The sequence below is a fragment of the Collinsella sp. AM41-2BH genome, from assembly GCF_003468085.1.
In the GTDB taxonomy this organism is placed as follows: Bacteria; Actinomycetota; Coriobacteriia; order Coriobacteriales; family Coriobacteriaceae; genus Collinsella.
In genome coordinates, this window is the sequence record NZ_QSGH01000019.1 from 1 (window position 1) to 15,547 (window position 15,547).

The 15,547-nt window shown below is 60.1% G+C and carries 19 protein-coding genes; 5 read left to right on the forward strand and 14 right to left on the reverse strand.

Features of this window, described 5'->3' with window-relative positions:
- Positions 1-49: 49 nt before the first annotated feature.
- Complete coding sequence (locus tag DW899_RS08785) at positions 50-547, forward strand: helix-turn-helix domain-containing protein (protein ID WP_099431658.1); 498 nt, start codon at positions 50-52, stop codon at positions 545-547.
- Positions 548-567: 20 nt separating this feature from the next.
- Positions 568-1,419 carry an IS3 family transposase gene (locus DW899_RS08790; RefSeq protein ID WP_199570308.1) on the forward strand — a complete coding sequence of 284 codons (852 nt, stop codon included), beginning with the start codon at positions 568-570 and terminating at the stop codon, positions 1,417-1,419.
- Positions 1,420-1,487: 68 nt separating this feature from the next.
- Here the strand turns inward: DW899_RS08790 and DW899_RS08795 are convergent, their stop codons facing one another.
- The 4 genes from DW899_RS08795 to DW899_RS08810 all read right to left on the reverse strand — a co-directional run bounded on the left by DW899_RS08795 (position 1,488) and on the right by DW899_RS08810 (position 4,612).
- Positions 1,488-2,147, reverse strand: a complete 660-nt coding sequence (locus DW899_RS08795) for a GDSL-type esterase/lipase family protein (RefSeq protein ID WP_117640314.1) — start codon at positions 2,145-2,147, stop codon at positions 1,488-1,490.
- 78 nt (positions 2,148-2,225) lie between these two features.
- Complete coding sequence (locus DW899_RS08800; RefSeq protein WP_117640315.1) at positions 2,226-3,356, reverse strand: TIGR02452 family protein; 1,131 nt, start codon at positions 3,354-3,356, stop codon at positions 2,226-2,228.
- Positions 3,357-3,493: 137 nt separating this feature from the next.
- A complete protein-coding gene (locus DW899_RS08805) occupies positions 3,494-4,189 on the reverse strand; it encodes a Bax inhibitor-1 family protein (protein ID WP_117640316.1) in 696 nt (231 codons plus the stop codon).
- A gap of 84 nt (positions 4,190-4,273) precedes the next feature.
- The gene (locus DW899_RS08810; RefSeq protein ID WP_117640317.1) at positions 4,274-4,612 is read right to left on the reverse strand and encodes a hypothetical protein; all 339 of its coding nucleotides are present in this window, start codon (positions 4,610-4,612) and stop codon (positions 4,274-4,276) included.
- A gap of 250 nt (positions 4,613-4,862) precedes the next feature.
- On the opposite strand from DW899_RS08810, the gene DW899_RS08815 reads away from it, so the two are divergent.
- The 3 genes from DW899_RS08815 to DW899_RS08825 all read left to right on the forward strand — a co-directional run bounded on the left by DW899_RS08815 (position 4,863) and on the right by DW899_RS08825 (position 7,417).
- A complete protein-coding gene (locus DW899_RS08815) occupies positions 4,863-5,912 on the forward strand; it encodes an inorganic phosphate transporter (RefSeq protein WP_117640318.1) in 1,050 nt (349 codons plus the stop codon).
- A 67-nt stretch (positions 5,913-5,979) separates the two neighbouring features.
- The gene (locus DW899_RS08820; protein ID WP_117640319.1) at positions 5,980-6,603 is read left to right on the forward strand and encodes a DUF47 domain-containing protein; all 624 of its coding nucleotides are present in this window, start codon (positions 5,980-5,982) and stop codon (positions 6,601-6,603) included.
- Between the two features lie 283 nt (positions 6,604-6,886).
- Positions 6,887-7,417 carry a nitroreductase family protein gene (locus DW899_RS08825; protein ID WP_117800721.1) on the forward strand — a complete coding sequence of 177 codons (531 nt, stop codon included), beginning with the start codon at positions 6,887-6,889 and terminating at the stop codon, positions 7,415-7,417.
- 164 nt (positions 7,418-7,581) lie between these two features.
- Here DW899_RS08825 and DW899_RS08830 read toward each other — a convergent pair whose 3' ends face one another.
- The 10 genes from DW899_RS08830 to DW899_RS08875 all read right to left on the reverse strand — a co-directional run bounded on the left by DW899_RS08830 (position 7,582) and on the right by DW899_RS08875 (position 15,499).
- On the reverse strand, positions 7,582-8,259 hold the full coding sequence (locus tag DW899_RS08830) for a DivIVA domain-containing protein (RefSeq protein ID WP_117800723.1): 678 nt from the start codon (positions 8,257-8,259) through the stop codon (positions 7,582-7,584).
- A gap of 61 nt (positions 8,260-8,320) precedes the next feature.
- The gene (locus DW899_RS08835) at positions 8,321-8,608 is read right to left on the reverse strand and encodes a YggT family protein (RefSeq protein ID WP_040358293.1); all 288 of its coding nucleotides are present in this window, start codon (positions 8,606-8,608) and stop codon (positions 8,321-8,323) included.
- Between the two features lie 15 nt (positions 8,609-8,623).
- Positions 8,624-9,346 (reverse strand): cell division protein SepF, encoded by a 723-nt coding sequence (locus DW899_RS08840; RefSeq protein ID WP_055251691.1) that lies wholly within the window; start codon positions 9,344-9,346, stop codon positions 8,624-8,626.
- A 60-nt stretch (positions 9,347-9,406) separates the two neighbouring features.
- The gene (locus DW899_RS08845; protein WP_089571590.1) at positions 9,407-10,144 is read right to left on the reverse strand and encodes a YggS family pyridoxal phosphate-dependent enzyme; all 738 of its coding nucleotides are present in this window, start codon (positions 10,142-10,144) and stop codon (positions 9,407-9,409) included.
- Between the two features lie 119 nt (positions 10,145-10,263).
- The gene (locus DW899_RS08850; protein WP_117800724.1) at positions 10,264-11,121 is read right to left on the reverse strand and encodes a PhoU domain-containing protein; all 858 of its coding nucleotides are present in this window, start codon (positions 11,119-11,121) and stop codon (positions 10,264-10,266) included.
- 91 nt (positions 11,122-11,212) lie between these two features.
- A complete protein-coding gene (gene pstB / locus DW899_RS08855) occupies positions 11,213-12,016 on the reverse strand; it encodes a phosphate ABC transporter ATP-binding protein PstB (RefSeq protein WP_117776691.1) in 804 nt (267 codons plus the stop codon).
- Between the two features lie 12 nt (positions 12,017-12,028).
- Positions 12,029-12,934 (reverse strand): phosphate ABC transporter permease PstA, encoded by a 906-nt coding sequence (gene pstA, locus DW899_RS08860; protein WP_117800726.1) that lies wholly within the window; start codon positions 12,932-12,934, stop codon positions 12,029-12,031.
- Positions 12,935-12,937: 3 nt separating this feature from the next.
- Positions 12,938-13,864, reverse strand: a complete 927-nt coding sequence (pstC, locus tag DW899_RS08865) for a phosphate ABC transporter permease subunit PstC (protein ID WP_117800728.1) — start codon at positions 13,862-13,864, stop codon at positions 12,938-12,940.
- 1 nt (position 13,865) lies between these two features.
- Entirely contained in the window at positions 13,866-14,702 is an 837-nt protein-coding gene (locus DW899_RS08870; RefSeq protein ID WP_117637522.1) for a phosphate ABC transporter substrate-binding protein, read from the reverse strand.
- Positions 14,699-15,499 (reverse strand): polyphenol oxidase family protein, encoded by an 801-nt coding sequence (locus DW899_RS08875; RefSeq protein WP_117776689.1) that lies wholly within the window; start codon positions 15,497-15,499, stop codon positions 14,699-14,701. Before DW899_RS08875 ends, DW899_RS08870 begins: the two co-directional genes overlap by 4 nt.
- Positions 15,500-15,547: the final 48 nt, after the last annotated feature.

Below are 15,547 nucleotides of genomic sequence, written 5' to 3' on the forward strand. Positions count from 1 at the left end.
CAGTGAACTGCCTCCCATTTCTTGGACATCGGGAAATGGGAGGTTTTCCATGAGTATAGACCTCAGGGTGAAGCACGACCTGGAGTCCAGGAGGCGGGCCGTCGAGCTCTTCGACGCCGGCGTCGGCTGCAAGCCGGCGGCCGAGGCCCTGTCCGTCCCCCGCGAGACCGTGAGAGAATGGCAGTGGGTATACCGGGCGTTCGGAAGCGAGGCGCTGCTGTCCATGGGCGGGAAACAATCCAGGTACACATTCGAGCAGAGGGTCGCCGCGGCGTCGGCCGTGGTCGACGGCGGGATGGCGAAGACCGACGCCATGGCCGAGTTCGGGATCAGGTCGAAGTCCCCGCTGGAGCGCTGGTGCAGGCTCTACCGCGAGGGCGGCGCCGAGGCGCTGCGGCCCGGACCGAAGGGCAGGCCGAGGGGGTCGAGGTCGAAACCCCGGGCCCGCACCCGCGAGCAGGAGCTCGAGGAGCGCTGCCGCAGGCTCGAGGCCGAGGTCGCCTACCTAAAAAAATTGCGCGCCCTGGTCGAGCGGGACGGGCTCTGACCAGGGCGGCGGCCGAGGCGGTGAGGGCGCTGAGGGCGGAGGGGCACTCCCTGCGCCACCTGCTGGAGTGCTCGGGGCTCAGGAGGTCGACCTACTACTACGCGCTGGCGCACCCGCGGAGGCCGACCAGGCCCGAGCTGCGCGACGCCGCGGCCGAGATATTCTCGCGCACCGCCAACGGCTGCGGGCACCGGCAGATAGCCATGTGCCTGCGCGCCGAGCTGGGCGCGGTCGTGGCCGACAAGACCGTGCTCAAGATGATGCGCGAGATGGGCATCCGGTGCGGGATACGCCGCCGGGGCTCCCGCCGCCGGTACAGCTCCTACAGGGGGCTCGTGGGGAGTACGTTCGAGAACGTCATCGCGAGGGACTTCGGCGCCGAGGGGCCGTGGCAGAAGCTCGGCACCGACGTCACCGAGTTCAAGGTCGCCGGCGCCAAGGCCTACTGGGCCCCGGTGCTCGACTTCTGCACGAAGGAGATCGTGGCGAGCGACATATCGACCTCGCCGGACCTCGCCCAGCAGCACAGGATGCTCGACCGGCTCCTCGAGGCCCTGCCCGACGGGGCGGCACCGACCATGCACTCGGACATGGGCTGGCAGTACCAGCACGAGTCCTACACCTCCAGGCTGGAGGGGGCGGGCATCACCCAGAGCATGTCGCGCAAGGGGAACTGCATCGACAACGCCGCCACCGAGCAGCTCTTCGGCCACGTGAAGGACGAGTTCTACCGCGGCAGGGAGTGGGGCAGCTTCGAGGACTTCAAGCGCGACCTGGAAGGGTACATAGCCCATTGGAACACGCGGCGCAGGCAGGTAAGATTGAAGGGCCTGACGCCGGAGGAGTTCCGGAGCCGGGCCCTTGCGGCGTAGTCGCTATTTATTCAGTCCAAGTTTCGGGGCGCAGTTCACAGGCACCTTTGCGGTGGCTTGGGCTCGCGCTACTCACCGAGCATCTCTTGGAGCTTGGCTGCCACGGCATGTCCCAAGCTCTCGTGGCTTTCGGGCATCATATGCAGATAGTCGATATCGCCCGGCTCGGCATAATCGGCGGCATTCAAAAAGTCGCAGCCAAACTGCTCAGCCACATGCGCGTAGTACTCACCAAAATGTTCCGAGGCTTCTACGGAATGCTCGTCAAAGTCGGTCATATATACATCGGCGATCTGCGGCTTAATCTTGATAGGTGCCATCAGCAGAATCCGTGGGCAGGGCGCGGCATCGGTCCAGGCAAACGCACGGACGGCGCGAATCAACGCCATGGCACCACGGGCGATATCGGAAGCTGTCACGCCAAAGACCGTCTTACAGTCGTTGGTGCCCAGCATGATCACAATGGCGTCCAGCGGCTTATGGGCCTCGAGCAGCATCGGAAGTGCGCGGATGCCGTTAAGATTGGTGTCCAGATGGCACATGTCGTCGCGTACCGTCGTGCGGCCGTTGAGGCCTTCTTCAATTACATGCCAGCCCTCGCCTAAGTCACGTTGGGCCACGCCGCACCAGCGCACATCCTGCGCATAGCGCACCGCGGTGCCGTCGCGCATGCCCGCCGGATCGTAACCATAGGTGTTGCTGTCGCCAAAGCATAGAACGTTTTTCATCGTAAGCCCCTCGCTCAGTAAAAAGCCGACGGAAGCAGCCTCTCCCGTCGGCTCGACCTATCTGTCAGCACGTACCGATTACAGGTACTTGCGCCAATCGTCCTCGTCCTCATCATCCTCGGTAGCAGCCTGGGCCTGCTCGGCGGCGCGAGCTGCCGCAGCGCGAGCGGCAACCTGGGCATAGGACTCCTCGTTGCGCTCGGGGAAGTTTGCCAGCACGTGCTCGAACTTGGCAAAATCCTCATCCCAGCGCGTAGAAGGCACGGCAAAGAAGACTTGCTTGACCTTGAAGTCGCCCGATGCGAGCTCCTTGCGGAAAATCTCGGCCACGGCCTCGGCATCAAAACCGTTGTTGTCGCAGCCCCAAGCGCCCAGTACGAGCTTCTCGCGACCCAGCTCGTCGCAGATGGCGAGCACAAAGCGGATACGGTCGCGCAGCGCGTCCAGCAGCGCATCGTCGCTCACGCGGTACTCCTGGCGTGCGCGCTTGGCATTGGGCGCGGCGGCCACGATCACATCGGCATACGCATGCACGTGGTTGCGGTCAAAACGCACCGCAGGCACTACCAGCGCACGGTTGCGGTAGAGCTCGCAGTTGATATTGCGGCGACGGTTCTCGCCATACCACTTGCGCTGCTTGTCGAGCACGTTGTACAGATACGAATCGGCGCAGAGCGTAGCCTCCTGGCCCAGATAGCCCTGGATGTAGCCGCCACCCGGGTTGGTGAACGAGGCAAAGGCGAGCACTGCCATGTCGCAGAACTGCGCATAGCCACGGCCGTTGTCCAGAATGGCCTGCGTGGCGGAGGCATCAAGCACGGTGACCTCGGGCAGGGTCGGAGCGGGCTCCTCGGCAGGCGCGGACTCGGTCTCTGCGGGTTTCTCGGCAGGCGCAGACTCGTCCGTGACCTCGGTCTCGACGGACGCAACCTCAGCGGCCTCGACCTCGACGGACTCAGACTCCTCGGCAACCGGCTCCTCGGCAGCCGCAGCCGCTTGGGCCTTGGCCTTCATCGCCGCGACAAAGCCGGCAGGCATACCGTCAAACTCGCGAACACCGGCAAGCGAACGCTCGATATCCTTGGCGCACGCTTCGGACACAGTTGCCACGTGACGCTCGGCGGCCTTAGCACGGGCCTCGCGCTTGGGATTGGGCTGACCCGCTCGGTTGGACCTGCGGTTACGGTTCCTGTTGTCGACGTCTGCCATACGTGGCCACCTTTCCTGTCGCTGCCGCTATCGGCTTTTCCCATCCATGATACCCCGCCGCGTACAAAAAAGACGGCCCCGAAGGACCGCCTTTCGCATCGATTTGCACGCACGGCAAGCACCGCCGCAATTCGCCACTAATCGCGACGGCCAAGGATGTTCAGGATGCGCAGGAACACGTTGATAATGTCCACGAACAGATTGGACGCCATGAGCACGGCGTTGGGCAGCGTAGGCGGCACCGTCGTGGCAACATAGGTGTCGTAGCCAATAAAGCCGGCGAACACCACGATCACGATCAGATCGGTGATGGTCTGCGAGACGCCCATGAACATCAGCACGATCTCAACCAGAATAGTGGCGAGCAGAATGCCAAAACCGATGCCATATACGCGCTGGAAAAACTTGGGGAACGTCACGCCCAAAGCGCCAAAGACAAAGGTGATAGCGGCCGTGGCGATAAAGGCAGTGTTGATGGTGGGCAGGTCGTAGTTGGCAAGGCCAAACGACGCGGTCAGGCCAAAGGTACTCGCAAAGATTACGTAGCCCACAAGGGACAAGCCCACGGACTGCTTGCTGGCGGCGGCCGACATCATGACCATGCCGACGATGGTCAAAATAAACGAGCCAAAGACCAGCGGCAAGGCGGCGCCGCTCATCATCATGCGCGCAAACGACATGGTGCTCGTAAAGTAGGCGCCGGCGCCCATGGCGCAAAAGCCCAAGAAGATCAGGGCAGACATGGCGAGATTGTACGCGCGCGGCGACATCTCCTTGGCGCGGCTTGCGCCGGTCTCGACGGGGCCGTTCTGATAGCCCTGGATATCGTTCATAGGTTCGTCCTTTCAAAAAGCGCCACAAATAACGGCGCAGTAGCTGACAAGATTCCTGTCATTGTACCCGAATGCCGTACGTCCTTACCCACGGCGCTCGCCCTCGAGCGTACGGTCGAATGCCCACACCCACCAACGCATCAGATGGGCCTGCGAGCCATCTGGTCGTTCGCGCGTCTGGTCCTCCAGATACAACTCGGTCGCATGACCGCCAAAACGGACCCTATAGGTTGCCGTACGAATGCCGTGAACCGTCAGGCCAAACCCAGTGGTCGAGACAATCTCGTCAATCGTAAAGCAACGACCGTCGACCCAGCAGACGGTGACCGGCACAACCTGTCCGCCCGCGAGGATGCGAGCCACGACGTCCACATACTGCTTGTGCACGCGTCGAGTTTTGCCATCTGTCTGTCGATATTCCATGCCCCCTATTATCGAACGCATGTTTGCATGTTGTAAAGCGAACAGACTGTGGTTTTTGGAGTGTCGTAGCAATCGCGCGTGTCCGCATGGCGTGATAGCAAAAAGAACACCCACGGTCAACAGGGCTAATATTCAATTTTAGTGCCAAAAAATTACTTCTCCCATCAGAACTCGGCAAAGAAACCCGCAGGAGGTGATACGATTTATCATGTTTTTGTAACGTGTCTGCAAACTTCGAGAAAGCCCATATATGGACGTAACGTTCTCAACCTTCCTCGGCCAAATTGTGTCGAACCCAGTCCTTGCCGTCACCGTGATCCTCGCGTTGGGCGCCATCTTCGTCAACGGATGGACCGACGCGCCCAACGCCATCGCGACCTGCGTCACTACGCGTTGCATGCCCGCCCGCGCCGCCATTCTCATGAGCGCCGCATTCAACTTCCTCGGCGTGCTCATCATGACGCACTTTAACGCGAGCGTCGCCAATACCATCTCGCATATCGTTGACTTTGGCGGAAACAGCACCATGGCGCTCGCCTGCCTGTGCGCGGCGCTCTTCTCCATCGTCGTCTACGGCGCCACGGCATCGCGTTTTGGCATCCCCACCTCGCAAAGCCACAGCCTTATCGCCGGCCTGACCGGTGCCGCTATCGCCCTCGGCGGCGCGAGCAGCGTCAACGTCCACGAGTGGATGAAGGTCATCTACGGCCTGGCGCTCTCCATCGGCCTGGGCTTTGTCATGGGCTGGGTCCTGTGCAAGCTCGTCTCGATTCTTTTCGCCGCCGCCAACAGGCGACGTGCCAACGTCTTCTTTAAATACGCTCAGATCGCGAGTGCCGCGGCCATGAGCTTCATGCACGGCGCGCAGGATGGACAGAAGTTCATCGGCGTGCTCTTTTTAGGCGTGGCCTTTGCCAGCGGCCAGACGAGCGTCGGCGATGCCGGCATCCCCATCTGGATTATGCTGCTATGCTCGGCCACCATGGGCATCGGCACCAGCGTGGGCGGCGAGCGCATCATCAAGTCCGTTGGCCAGAGCATGGTCAAGCTCGAAAAGTACCAGGGCTTCTCCGCCGACCTGGCGGGCGCCGCGAACCTGCTGCTTGCCACCCTTACCGGCATCCCCGTGTCCTCCACGCACATCAAGACCTGCGCCATCATGGGCGTCGGTGCCGTCAAACGCCTCTCGGCCATCAACTTCGGCGTCGTCAAGGACATGATGTTCACCTGGTTCTTCACCTTCCCCGCCTGCGGACTCATCAGCTTTGTCATGGCCAAGCTGTTCATGATGTTCATCTAGTCAAACCGAACGTCCATCCGGACCGTAACACCTCGCCCACCCGTCTTCGCCTCGAAAGGACCCACTCATGGCAAAGAAACCCGATTCGTTCTACTTTGACAACTACGTCGCCTGCGCCGACCTCGCCGTCCAGGCCGCCGAGCTGCTTACCAAGATTTTCGAGAACTTCGATCCCGCAAAGATTCACGATATGCTCGACAAGATGCATGCGATCGAGCATGCGGCCGACAAGAAGCACCATGAGCTTGAGGACGCCCTGCTCACCGCCTTTATCACCCCGCTTGAGCGCGAGGATCTGGACCTGATGAGCTGCTCGCTCGACACCGTGCTCGACCGCATCGAGGGCGTCGTGCAGCGCGTCTACTTCACCAACATCCAGAGCATCCATCCCGATGCCATCGTGATCGCCCACAAGGTGACCGACGCCTGCTGCGCCATGAAGGACCTTATGGTCGAGCTTCCCAACTACCGCAAGTCCAAGACTCTGCGCGAACTCGTCATCCAGATCAACACCATCGAGTCCGAGGCTGACGAGCTCTATATCAACGCCATGCGTAACCTGCACGTTAACGGCAAGGACCCGCTCGAGGTCATCGCCTGGCGTGACGTGTACGCCTTCCTGGAGTACTGCGCCGACTGCTGCGAGAATGTGGCCGATGTCGTGGATTCGATTGTCATGAAGAACAGTTAATTGGGGGTACGTGTCCCGGCGGCGAAGGGCCGGCCACGGTTTGCTTTCTCACTCCGGCTGCTTTGCAGAGTCGTTCGAAAGTAAACCGTGGCCGGCCCTTCGCCTTACGTACCACCATTGGGAACTTTGGCTGATAGATTTAGCGCGATGGGGGTTTGGCTGAAGGGACCTTTGGTATCCGTTCGGACACTTTGGCCCGTGATGAGCGTTTGGCTGATTGCTGCTTTGGGTACTCTTTGGGTTACTTTTGGTTTGTTTGATTTTTAATTTTAGGAGGGCTTGTATGTCTTATTTGGATCTGGCTCGTGGTCGGTATTCTTGTCGTTCTTTTGAGGACCGTTCTGTTGAGCAGGCTGCGGTGGATGCCATTGTTGAGGCTGGGCGTATTGCTCCTTCTGCTTGTAATAATCATCCAGCCCGTGTGATGGTGCTGGATACGCCTGAGCTGTTGGAGAAGGCTGCTGCTTGTCAGCCTCGGTTTGCTCGTGATGGGTCTATCTTTGGAGCTCCGCTTGTCTTCCTTATTTGCAGCGTTACCGATGATGCTTGGGTGCGCCCGTATGACCAGATGAATTCCAGTGAAATCGATACGTCCATCGTGTGCGACCAGATGATGATGGAGGCCACCGAGCAGGGCCTGGGAACGTGCTGGGTATGCCATTTTAAGCCTGAGGTGGCACAGGAGCAGTTCAATCTGCCCAAGTGCGTCTATCCCTATCACATGCTCGTCTGTGGCTATCCCGCCGACCACATCGCCGATCCCGAGCATCGCGAGGCCCGCACTATTCCCCTCTCCAACTTCCTCCTCAAGTAGTTTTAGACATACCTTAAAATCTACCTTTTACCACGCGCCCTTCGCCGAGTTCTGTCCTATCGCATGCAGAGCTCGGCGTTTTGTTTCCCAACCCGTATACAGCCACAAAAAAGGAGCCCGCAGGTGCGAGCTCCTCTTAAGGACACTAGATTGTAGCTCTGATGCTAGTCCAGGTCGTCGGCGGCGAAGTTGTCGATCGGTGCAAAGGGATCGGCAACGGGAATGACGGGCTCGGCGACAGGCAGCGGCTCGGCGGCGGGCATCGTCACCGCGGGAGAAGCGGCGGAACCGACCGGCGTGGAAGCCATAAGATCGGCCGGGAAGGAGTTCTGCGCATCGTCCATGAAGTGCTGGATGAGCTTGAGGTACTCGGCCTTGAACTCCTCGCGGGAAGCCTTCAGGCGGTCGATCTCCTCGAGCTCGGCCTGCTTCTCGGTCAGAGCCTGGCGGATGACCTCGCGGGCCTTAGCGTCGGCCTCGTTGCGGATGCGGTCAGCGTTCTCGTTGGCGTCGTTGACAATGCCCTCGGCGGTCTGCTGGGCAGCGATCAGGGCAGCGGAAATCTGGCGCTCCTGAGCGGAGAAGTCAGGGGCGGGAGCAGCCACGGGGGCGGCAGGAACGGCTTGGGCGGTGGCATCCTGAGCCTGGGCAAGCTGAGCCTGCGCATCGGCAAGCTGCTGCTCGGTAGCAGTCAGGCGACCCTTAAGGTCGACGATCTTAGCGAGCATAGCGTCAACCTCGGAGGACAGCGTCTCCAAGAAGACGTCGACCTCGGCAGGATCGTAGCCACGCTTGGCCTCAGAGAAAGTCTGAGCCTGGATGTCTGCAGGGGTAATAGCCATAACAAGTCTCCTTTTTCATCGCCTCGGCGCTACACGCCCGACGTAAGTTACTAAGTCAGTTCTATACGAGTATACCTATAAGAAGCTGCAGAACCAGCCTCTGCACCAACTGCAACGCAATAATCGCAACGACCGGCGAAAAATCGATACCGCCCATCGGCGGGATGAAACGACGGAACAGGTTGAGCCACGGACCGCACACGCTATCGAGCACCGCAGCAATATCCTGAAGCAAACCACCCTGCTTCATGGGAATCCACGTCATAAAGCAGTAGACGACAATGAGCGTGGAATAGAAGTTGAACAGCGTGTTGACCAGCTGGACGATAGTGTAGATGTTGATGGGAATCTCCTCGTCTTGTCTTTACTTAAGGTAGCCGTCGGCACGAAGCTTCTTGAGATCGGAATCTTTGACCTCGCAGCCGGCGGGCAGCACCATGAACACGCGGTCGCCCACCTCCTTGACCGTGGCACCCAGACCGCAGGCAAAGCCGTAAGAGAAGTCCAAGACGCGCTTGGCAACTTCGGTGCGAACGCCAACAAAAATCAGTGCGACAGGCTGCTTGGTGCGAACGCGGCGCACCACGGTCTCCACGTCGTCATAGCTCTCGGGGCGCAGGACATAGGCCGGCAGCTGCGGCGTGGCGTTGATGATATTGCTCGCATAGGCCGAGGCATCGCTCGGTGCAGGCGCGGGTGCAGCGGCGGCACGGGCGCGGGTGTTCTCGGCGTAGCTCGACGGCGTGTCATAGGCACCAGGACGATAACCGCTCGCAACGCTGTCCTGCGAGCGCGAAGGCGGGTTATACGTCGTGGCATGGCGGGAGTCATCGCCGACCAGCTGACCGGAGCGCGTATACACGGCAACCGACTCAGCTTCACCGCGGCGCGTCTGACCAAGCAGGCCGTTGCTCGGCTCGTCTTGGGTGTAGAAGCCCTCGCCCGAAGCACCGCTGTAGCCGTTGCCCTGATAACTATCGTCATAGCCGTCATCGTAGCCGTAGTCGTCGTCCTGGCCATAACCCTGGTCGTAACCCTGCTGGCCGCCCAGGTGCATCTTATTTTTAATCTCGTCAAGGAAGCCCATGGTTGTGTCCTCTCGCGGTTTAGTGCAGGCGCCCCGATAATCAGTGCGCACTTCAGAGCCTTATTTTACTGCAAACTCCGGGCTAAATACTACCCTGCCCAGGCGAACGAGCGTAGAGCCCTCCTCAAGGGCAGGCTCAAAGTCCTCGCTCATGCCGCAGGAAAGCTCAGGCAGGTTCAAATCGGGATGCGCCGCCTCCAGCTCATCCCTCAGCTCACGAAGCCCCGCAAAGGTGCGGCGTGCCACATCCTTATTCCCCCGGGGCGCCATAGTCATAAGCCCCTGTACGCAAATTCCCTCAAGTTCCGCAAGCTCACCCGCGGCGGCGCGAATCTCATCGGGCGAAAAGCCTCCCTTCGACTCCTCACCACTCACATTGACCTCGATGAGCACACGCTGGGGGCCGGCGAGCTCGCCTGCCTCAATCTTGCGGACAGCACGGCTCGAGATCGCCTGTGCCAGATGCAGCGAACCCACCGAGTGAATCAGCTCGGCTGAGCCCAGCACCGCATTGATCTTATTGGTCTGCAGGTTGCCGATCATATCGAAGCGCACCTCGGGCAGCTCCGGATGCTCCGCCAGACCCGTGAGCTTGCGAACCAGCTCCTGCGGGCGGTTCTCGGCAAAATGGCGATACCCCGCCTGGATGGCAGCAACAGTCTCATCGACACCAACGGTCTTGGACACGGCAATGAGGCGCGCGGCGTCGTGGGGGCGGCCCGCGCGATCGAGCGCCGCATAAAAACGTTCCAGAATCTGCTCGCGGCGAGCGCGCATCAAATCCAAATAGTTATCCATTGCCAATCGCCTCCGCTGACAGCCAAACAAGTAGTCCCATGCTAACGCAAGAGCGCGGCCCCGCATGTGCAAGGCCGCGCTCACTTAGGTATTTACAATCTTTCGACGAACGGGGCTACTTACTCCTCGTCGTCCTCGCCATCGTCCTCGTCCTCAAGATGATCGAGCAGGTAGCGAAGACCCTCGCTGACCTCGTTGGCGGGCACCTTGGCAACGTAACGCGCGTCGACGGCGGGCCTCATGATAACACCCTCGCCCGAAGGCACGCGCATGCTCTCGAGCTCATCCTCGTCCACACGGGCGATATCGCCGGCGTTCATACGCTGACCAGTCAACAGGAAGGTCAGACGGCAAGCGGCATCGATGGAAATGGAAGCGATGCGATCGAGGTAGCGCGAAACCATGATGGCGCGGCGCAGGTCGTCATAGTTGCTGTCGTCGTCCATAAAGTCGCCCGTATCCATACGGTTAAAGGTGCGGAAGAACTTCTCGTAGGCAGCGTGCACTGGCTCGTCCTCGACGGCCAGGTTGCAGATGATGGACATGTCATTGGTGACGAGCGCAGAAAGCGAAGAGCCCAGCACCTGGTAGACGGCCTCAGCCTCGGCCTCAACCGTGCCGACAAGCTCCTTGGGCAGCGAGATGTCGGCCTTGATCATATGACGCGTGGCACGGCAGATCTGACGGACTTTATCGGTCATGCGCTGCAGGTTAAAGTCGACATAGATGATCGTCTGAAGCAGGCGGAAGTCGGAGGCGACCGGTGACTGCGTGGCGATCAGGTTGTAGCAGACGGCCTCCAGGTTGGCGCAGCGCGCGTCAATCGAAAGCGTGCGTTTCTTGGTCTTGGTGGCGAGCTTGCGGTCGTCGGTCACATAGGCCTTCACGGCATCGTGGAGAGCCAGATCGACGGCCTCATAGATGCTCAGCATCTCGTGACGGGCCTCGACGAGCTGACGGGAAAACAGTTTGCGCATGGTTCACTCCAATCAGTTGGGTGCGGTCATGCAGCCCGCACAGTGAATACGCACCGGACCAGGTCCGACGGCTTGGGACTAGTCGCACCGATCAGCCAAAGCGGCCGGTGATATAGTCTTCCGTCCGCGAGTCCACCGGGCTGGTGAAGATCGCGTCGGTTTGACCATACTCGATGAGCGTGGCGGGCTCGCCGGCAACTTCCTGCAAGAAGAATGCGGTGTAGTCGCTGATGCGAGCTGCCTGCTGCATTGAATGCGTGACGATGATGATCGTCATCTCGGGCGCCAGCTCGGCCATCAGATCCTCGACCTTAGAGACGGATGTGGGATCGATGGCGGAGCAGGGCTCGTCCATCAGGAGAACATCGGGTTGCACCGCAAGCACGCGCGCGATGCACAGACGCTGCTGCTGACCGCCCGAGAGCGCCAAACCATCCTTGTTGAGCTGATTGGATACCTCTTTCCAGAGGTTGGCGCGCTTGAGCGATTCTTCCACGATGTCATCGAGGTCGCTTTTGCTAGTCACGCCCTGCAGACGAGGGCCAAAGGCGACATTCTCGTAGATGGATTTAGGAAACGGGTTGGGCTGCTGAAAGATCATGCCCACGCGACGACGGAGGTCGACCGGGTCGACGCCCTCGGCATAGATATCATTGCCGTCGAGCGTCATGGTGCCCTCGACGCGCGTACCCTCGATCAGATCATTCATGCGGTTGATGCAGCGCAAAAACGTCGACTTGCCGCAGCCCGAAGGGCCAATGAAGGCGGTGATGGCGTTTTTGGCGATGTTGAGGTCAAGCCCCGTCAGCGCATGAAAGTCACCGTACCAAAAGTTGAAATCCTTGGCCGTGATGGCCGCTTGCTCCAGCGTGGGAGCGGACTGATAAACGGACATGGGACTCCTTAACTAGCGACGCTTGCGCGACAGGAAGCGCGCAAACAGGTTGAAGGCCAGAATGATCACCATCAGCAAGAGCGCGGTGCCGTAGGCTGCGTTCATGTTGATGCCATCGTTGGCAAGCAGGTACAGGTGAACCGTCATGGGGCGGCCGGAATCGAGCGGCGAAATAGGTAGATTGATGGCTTGGCCCATGGTGTAGAGCACCACCGCGGTCTCGCCAATGGCGCGGCCGATGGCGAGGACGATGCCCGTGGCAATACGGCCAAAGGCAGAAGGAAGCACAATCTTGGAGACAACCTGCCACTTGGTGGCGCCCAGGCCGTACGCGCCCCAACGGATATAGCGCGGGACGGCGCGAATGGCCTCTTCGGTGGTGCGCATGACGATGGGAAGCATCAAGAGCGCGAGCGCCAGAGCGGCCGAGACCATCGAAAGGCCCAGGCCCATGGCCTCGACAAACAAGGCGTAGCCAAACAGGCCCATAACGATGGAGGGCACCGAGGCCAAAGCGTCAGCAGCGTAGCGAATGAGCTCGACGACCTTGCCCTGCTTGGCGTACTCGGCCAGATAGACGGCTGCCAGCACAGCAATCGGCGTGCAGATAAGCATGGCGAGCGCCGTCACATAGACGGTCGAGACGATCGTGGGCCAAATTCCGCCCTCGGCGTTGACGCCCTGGGGCCAACCGAAGATAAAGTCGAACGAGATATGCGGCAGGCCGTTAATGACCACATAGGCAATGATAGCGACAAGCACCAGCGTGGTGATGTATGCCGCGGCACGGAACACGCCAAGCATGATCTTGTTGGACAGGTCCTTGTTGATGCGGCCCTTCTTGCCATGGGAAAGGGCACGCTTGATGCGCTCGCGCGACGAGGTCGTATCGACCGTCGTGTCAACGGAATCGGACATAGCCTACCCCCTCTTCTTCTTGGAAATCAGACGGACGATGCCCACCAGCGTGGCGGAAATGATAAACAGGACCACGCCCATGCCGAACAGCGCCGAGCGATGCAGACCCGAGGAATAGCTCATGTCGAGCGCAATCTGGCTCGTGAGCGTCGAGATGGGGCTCGCAATGCTGTCGGGAATAACCGGGGCGTTACCCACGACCATGAGCACGGCCATGGTCTCGCCGATGGCACGGCCCATACCCAGCACGATGGCATCCACGATACCCAGCTTGGCGGCAGGTAGCACGACCTTATAGATGGTCTGCCACTTAGTAGCACCCATGGCATACGATGCCTCGCGAATACCCATGGGAATGGAATTGAGGGCATCGATGGTGAGCGTGGTGATGGTAGGGACGATCATGATGGCAAGCACGAACCACGCCGTCAGCGCACCAAAACCAAGACCACCGGTCAGTTGCGCGATAAACGGACGGATGATGATCATGCCAAAGAAGCCATAGATGATAGAAGGGATGCCGGCCAACAGGTCAACGGCAGGGCTGATGAGCTTGCGCACGCGCTTGCTGGCGATCTCGACCAGATACACGGCCGTGCCCACGCCTAGGGGCACACCCATGGCGAGCGCACCGACGGTCACCAGACCCGAGCCGGCAAGCAGCGACACGATGCCGTAGTGGCCCTCAGAGGGCGCCCACGTAAAGCTAAAGAAGTCCGCCAGACCGATGTCGGTAAAGACGGGCAGCGCCGAGTACGTGGTAAAGACAAAAATCAGGATGACGGTAACAACCGCCAAGAACGCGCAGGCAAAGAAAATCCACTGCAGCACCTTCTCCTTGATATAGGTGCTGCGCGATACGAGCGCCAGCTCGCGCTTCTTGGGCGCCTGAGCATTCTGCTCAGTCTGGGAGTTTTCCTGTGCTTCCATGCTACTCACTCCCCTTCTCGTCGTTGGTGACGGGAATAAAGCCCGCCTCGCGAATCTGCTTGTCCATCTTTTCGGACGTCACGTAGTCGATGTAATCCTGCGCCCGCTGCGAAGGCGCACCCTTCACAAAGAAGTAAAGGTCGCGCGAGATGGGATAGCCGCCACTCGCGACCGTCTTCTCGGACGCCTCAACATGATTGACCGAGACGGCCTTGACCGAGGTCTTGGCGTTGAGGCTATCGACGAAGCCCAGCGAAATGTAGCCGATAGCCCCGCGCGAACGAGATACCACGTCGCGCACCTGGCCCGTGCCCGAAAGAACGGCGGAGCGGCGATCGAACGGGGTGCCGTCCATCACGATGGTGCGGAAGGCTTCACGCGTGCCAGACGCCTCATCTCGGTTGATAACCTGAATCCTCAGGTCCTCGCCACCGACTTCTTTCCAGTTGGTGATCTTGCCGGCATAGATATCGCGGAGCTGCTCGGTCGAGAGGTTATCGACGGGGTTGTCTTCGTTCACGATGACCGCGATACCGTCGTGGGCAATGACGATGGGAGTCAGGCCCAGATCCTGTTCGTCGGCATTGAGTCCACGGGAGGAGCTGGCGATATCGGCCGTGCCAGCGCTGACGGCTTCGATGCCAGCGGAAGAGCCCAAACCGGAAACGAGCACGTCGATGCCGGTCTCCTCCTTAAAGCCCTCTGCCGCAATTTCGGCGATAGGAAGGCAGGTCGTGGAGCCGGCCACAGTAATGGAAGAGGTAGAAGATCCCGAAGAACAGGCGCACAGCGTAAGCGTAAGCACAGCGGCGCTCAGGACCGATACGATCTTTCTCATAGCATCACGCCGATCGCAGCATGGCGCCCACAGGTGCCGTCCTCGTTACGGTAGGAATAAAAGCGGTCGTTCTGACGCACAGTCGAAAGCTGGGTATCCACGATATTATCCGCGTCCACACCGGCATCTACCAGCGCCTCACAAATGGCAGCGGAAAGATCGAGCATGCGAGAGATGCTCGCATCGATGCAAGAGAACTCGACGGCAAAGCGATCCATGAGTTCCTGGGATACCTCATATTCGTCAGCCAAGATATGGGGGCCGATATAGGCGGAAACGTCGCTCGCATCGCAGCCGGCAGCATCGCAAAGCGCCTGGCACGCCTTGGCAGAAATACGTGCAATCGTGCCCTTCCAACCGGAGTGCACCACGGCAAATCCGCCAGGGGCCACCAGCACCACGGGAACGCAGTCGGCAAAGCAGAGCAGCACGGGCACGTCATGGGCCGTACAGACGATGGCATCGCAGCCCTCGGCAATCTGCTCGCGAACAGCCTCAAGATCGTCGGCGCCGTTCGAAGTCACCGTAACGATATGGTCACCATGTACCTGATTGGGCACGAGCAGATTATGCTCGCACTCAGTGGCGCCCATCGCTTCGAGCGCTCGACGACGATTTTCTTGAACAGCAAAGGGGTCATCGCCTACATGCGAGCCCAGGTTGAGCGAGGAGTACGCATCTTCAGAAACGCCACCGGTGCGCTCGGTAAAGGCAAAGCGGACATCGGATGTCGCGCCCTCCACCAACGTAACTCCATCATGGTCGACACGCGAAACGTTGTCCGCACGTGCTGCCATACTAAAGCCTCCTAATAACACAAGTACCGCGGCGTCGCCGCGCAGTCC

Excerpts from the sequence above, each read along its gene's own strand:
- DW899_RS08830 (WP_117800723.1), bottom strand. The coding sequence starts at position 8,259 with ATGGCTATTACCCCTGCAGACATCCAGGCTCAGACTTTCTCTGAGGCC.
- DW899_RS08805 (WP_117640316.1), bottom strand. The coding sequence starts at position 4,189 with ATGAACGATATCCAGGGCTATCAGAACGGCCCCGTCGAGACCGGCGCA.
- pstB (WP_117776691.1), bottom strand. The coding sequence starts at position 12,016 with ATGTCCGTTTATCAGTCCGCTCCCACGCTGGAGCAAGCGGCCATCACG.
- DW899_RS08800 (WP_117640315.1), bottom strand. The coding sequence starts at position 3,356 with ATGGCAGACGTCGACAACAGGAACCGTAACCGCAGGTCCAACCGAGCG.
- DW899_RS08845 (WP_089571590.1), bottom strand. The coding sequence starts at position 10,144 with ATGGATAACTATTTGGATTTGATGCGCGCTCGCCGCGAGCAGATTCTG.
- DW899_RS08825 (WP_117800721.1), top strand. The coding sequence starts at position 6,887 with ATGTCTTATTTGGATCTGGCTCGTGGTCGGTATTCTTGTCGTTCTTTT.
- DW899_RS08815 (WP_117640318.1), top strand. The coding sequence starts at position 4,863 with ATGGACGTAACGTTCTCAACCTTCCTCGGCCAAATTGTGTCGAACCCA.
- DW899_RS08870 (WP_117637522.1), bottom strand. The coding sequence starts at position 14,702 with ATGAGAAAGATCGTATCGGTCCTGAGCGCCGCTGTGCTTACGCTTACG.
- DW899_RS08810 (WP_117640317.1), bottom strand. The coding sequence starts at position 4,612 with ATGGAATATCGACAGACAGATGGCAAAACTCGACGCGTGCACAAGCAG.
- DW899_RS08820 (WP_117640319.1), top strand. The coding sequence starts at position 5,980 with ATGGCAAAGAAACCCGATTCGTTCTACTTTGACAACTACGTCGCCTGC.
- DW899_RS08850 (WP_117800724.1), bottom strand. The coding sequence starts at position 11,121 with ATGCGCAAACTGTTTTCCCGTCAGCTCGTCGAGGCCCGTCACGAGATG.
- pstA (WP_117800726.1), bottom strand. The coding sequence starts at position 12,934 with ATGTCCGATTCCGTTGACACGACGGTCGATACGACCTCGTCGCGCGAG.
- DW899_RS08840 (WP_055251691.1), bottom strand. The coding sequence starts at position 9,346 with ATGGGCTTCCTTGACGAGATTAAAAATAAGATGCACCTGGGCGGCCAG.
- DW899_RS08785 (WP_099431658.1), top strand. The coding sequence starts at position 50 with ATGAGTATAGACCTCAGGGTGAAGCACGACCTGGAGTCCAGGAGGCGG.
- DW899_RS08795 (WP_117640314.1), bottom strand. The coding sequence starts at position 2,147 with ATGAAAAACGTTCTATGCTTTGGCGACAGCAACACCTATGGTTACGAT.
- pstC (WP_117800728.1), bottom strand. The coding sequence starts at position 13,864 with ATGGAAGCACAGGAAAACTCCCAGACTGAGCAGAATGCTCAGGCGCCC.
- DW899_RS08875 (WP_117776689.1), bottom strand. The coding sequence starts at position 15,499 with ATGGCAGCACGTGCGGACAACGTTTCGCGTGTCGACCATGATGGAGTT.